3 protein-coding genes are annotated in these 2,391 nt (G+C 68.9%); all 3 read left to right on the top strand.

All coding sequences use genetic code 11. The features are described from left to right. The first annotated feature begins 101 nt into the window (after positions 1 to 101). A complete protein-coding gene (locus ACE3TU_RS21465) occupies positions 102 to 830 on the top strand; it encodes an ABC transporter ATP-binding protein (RefSeq protein WP_374627890.1) in 729 nt (242 codons plus the stop codon). After that, positions 827 to 1,582: an ABC transporter ATP-binding protein gene (locus ACE3TU_RS21460; protein WP_374627889.1), complete on the top strand. Its 756-nt coding sequence runs from the start codon at positions 827 to 829 to the stop codon at positions 1,580 to 1,582. The genes ACE3TU_RS21465 and ACE3TU_RS21460 overlap by 4 nt, the downstream gene beginning before the upstream one ends. A 122-nt stretch (positions 1,583 to 1,704) precedes the next feature. Then, positions 1,705 to 2,391 (top strand): hypothetical protein (locus ACE3TU_RS21455; RefSeq protein WP_374627888.1); only part of this gene is annotated, 687 nt, incomplete at its 3' end.

Genomic DNA, 2,391 nt, shown 5'->3' with positions numbered 1-2,391 from the left:
GCGTACTCGACGGCCTTCATCCTCGTGGTCTTCGCCTTCGAGTACCTGGTGCTGCGGCCCCTCGAGGGACGGCTGCTGCGCTGGCGGCGCGGAGCAGCGGGATGATCGGGCCGGAACTGAAGTTGACCGGGGTCGGCAAGCGCTTCGACTGGCTGCCCGATCCGCTGCTCGACGATCTCAGCCTCACCGTCGCACCAGGCGAGGTGCTGGCGCTGGTCGGCCCGAGCGGGGTCGGCAAATCGACGCTGCTGCGCATGATCGGGGGCGTCGATACCGTCTTTGCCGGCCATGTCACCATCGACGGGATCGAGGCGCGGGAGGCACCCCCGGCCGGCTTCGTCTTTCAGGATCCGCGCCTGCTGCCCTGGCTGACGGCGCTCGAGAACATTCGGGCCGTGCGGCCGGCCACCGCCCTCGGCGAGGCGGCGAACCTGCTGTCCCGGGTCGGCCTCGCCGGCTACGAACACGCCTATCCGCACGAACTCTCGGGCGGCATGCAGCGGCGCGTCGCGATCGCCCGCGCGCTCTCGGTCAATCCGCGCCTGCTGCTGCTCGACGAGCCGTTCGTTTCGCTCGATCGGGCGCTGGCGCGGGAAATGGAGCAACTGCTCGCGGGACTGCTGGACACCGATCATCCCACCACGGTGCTGGTGACGCATCTCAACGAGGATGCCGCGGCGCTGGCCGACCGGGCCGTGGTGCTGGCCGGCAGGCCGGCGCGCATTGCCCTGGACTACCGTTTCGAGAGCCCGCGTGGCAGCCGCGACGCGGCAGAGCGCGATCGCATTGTCAGCCGCCTGGCCGAGGCGGCACTGGAGCCCGTGAGATGACCCCGCCCCCTGCCCTCGAGCTCGTCGATGTCCGCAAGTCCTACGGCAAGACCAAGGCCCTCAAGGGCATCTCGCTCAGCATCGCCCCGGGCGAAATCGTCGGGCTGCTCGGGCCCAACGGGGCGGGCAAATCGACGCTGTTCCAGATTGCCGCGGGCCTGTTCGCCCCCGATGCGGGGGAAGTGCGGCTGTTCGGCATGGGCTATAGAGACAAGGGCTCGGCCATTCTCAGCCGGCTGGGCGTGATGTTCCAGGCGCGCGCCATCGACCTCGACATGTCGGTCAGGGCAAATCTCCGCTTCCACGCCGCGCTGTTCGGGCTGGGCCGCGCCGCCGCCGACGGGCGCATCGCCGATGTCGGCACGCTGCTCGAGATCACCGACCTCCTCGACAAGCCGGTGCGCACGCTGTCGGGCGGCAACCAGCGCCGCGTCGAGGTCGCGCGCGCCATGCTCAACAAGCCGGACCTGCTGCTGCTGGATGAGCCGACCGTCGGCCTCGATCCGACGACGCGAAGGCTGCTCGTGCGCCATCTGCACGCGGTACGCGAGCAGGCCGGCACGTCGATCCTCTGGGCCACCCATATCGTCGAGGAACTGGAAGACGCCGACCGTATCGTGCTGATCCGCACGGGTGAGATTCTCGGTGAAGGCACCCCGGCCGAGTTACTGGCCCGGACCGGCACGGCGACCCTGACCGACGCCTATGTCGCACTGACCGGGGCACCGGCGACCGAGGCCCCGCCGGCCTAGCGGGGCGCGGCAGGATTCGCCTGCGTCGGCGCCTCGCCCGGTCCGGCAGCCACCTAATCTTGGCTATCGGCTTTTCCAATGGCCGGCGCCGGTAGACTTCTCCGACTTGTTTCGGAGACGGCATGCGCATTTGGCATATCCTGGTCAGCCTGAGCCTGATCCTGTCGTCGGCACTCGGGCTTCTGGTCATGTCCGGAGAGGCGCGCGATCTCTTGTCGCCGCCCCTTCGAGCCCAGCTCATCGTGCAGGAATTTCCGCTGCCGCCTGATATGGGCGTCGACCCCACCCGGGTGGCCGGGTTCATGGCGCAAGAGCTGCAGCAGCGGTTGGACGACGACATCGCCATCCGCCTTTCGCTGAAGCCGGACATCGTCAAGAAGGTCAAAGAGATCGTGCTGCCGCGGCTGATGAATGTCGTCGTGGTGCAGGCGATGATGCGTCAGATCCCCGAATTGTCGGCACTCCTCGACCTCGGTTCCTTCCACCGCACGGTCAGCGGATCGATCACCAGTGCCGATGCCGCCGACGATGTGGCGCTGACCGTGCCGGGCGCCCTGCTGGCCGCCGTCGACGGAAAGAAGGTCAAGGTCACCACGACCTCGACCGGCATGGCGGCGCTGGAACTGGGGGCGATGACGGCCGGGCAGAGCCATCAGGTGACCCTGTGGCTGGACGCCAGCACGACCGGGGTCGACCTCGGCCAGTCCATCCTGCTCGGCGCTGCCGACGGCCAGCGGGGACGCGTCCTGCTGTGGGGCGATCAGGGCTGGTTCGGTGCCGATGTCGAGGCCCTGCGGTGGGCGCGCTGG

The sequence above is a fragment of the Devosia sp. genome (assembly GCF_041917035.1).
Taxonomy (GTDB): Bacteria; Pseudomonadota; Alphaproteobacteria; order Rhizobiales; family Devosiaceae; genus Devosia_A.
Note: the sequence above shows the minus strand (reverse complement) of the source record. Positions and strands in the feature narration are given on the sequence as shown.

What these genes read in the sequence shown, in the direction of transcription:
- ACE3TU_RS21460 (WP_374627889.1), top strand. Translation starts at nt 827, where the DNA reads ATGACCCCGCCCCCTGCCCTCGAGCTCGTCGATGTCCGCAAGTCCTAC.
- ACE3TU_RS21465 (WP_374627890.1), top strand. Translation starts at nt 102, where the DNA reads ATGATCGGGCCGGAACTGAAGTTGACCGGGGTCGGCAAGCGCTTCGAC.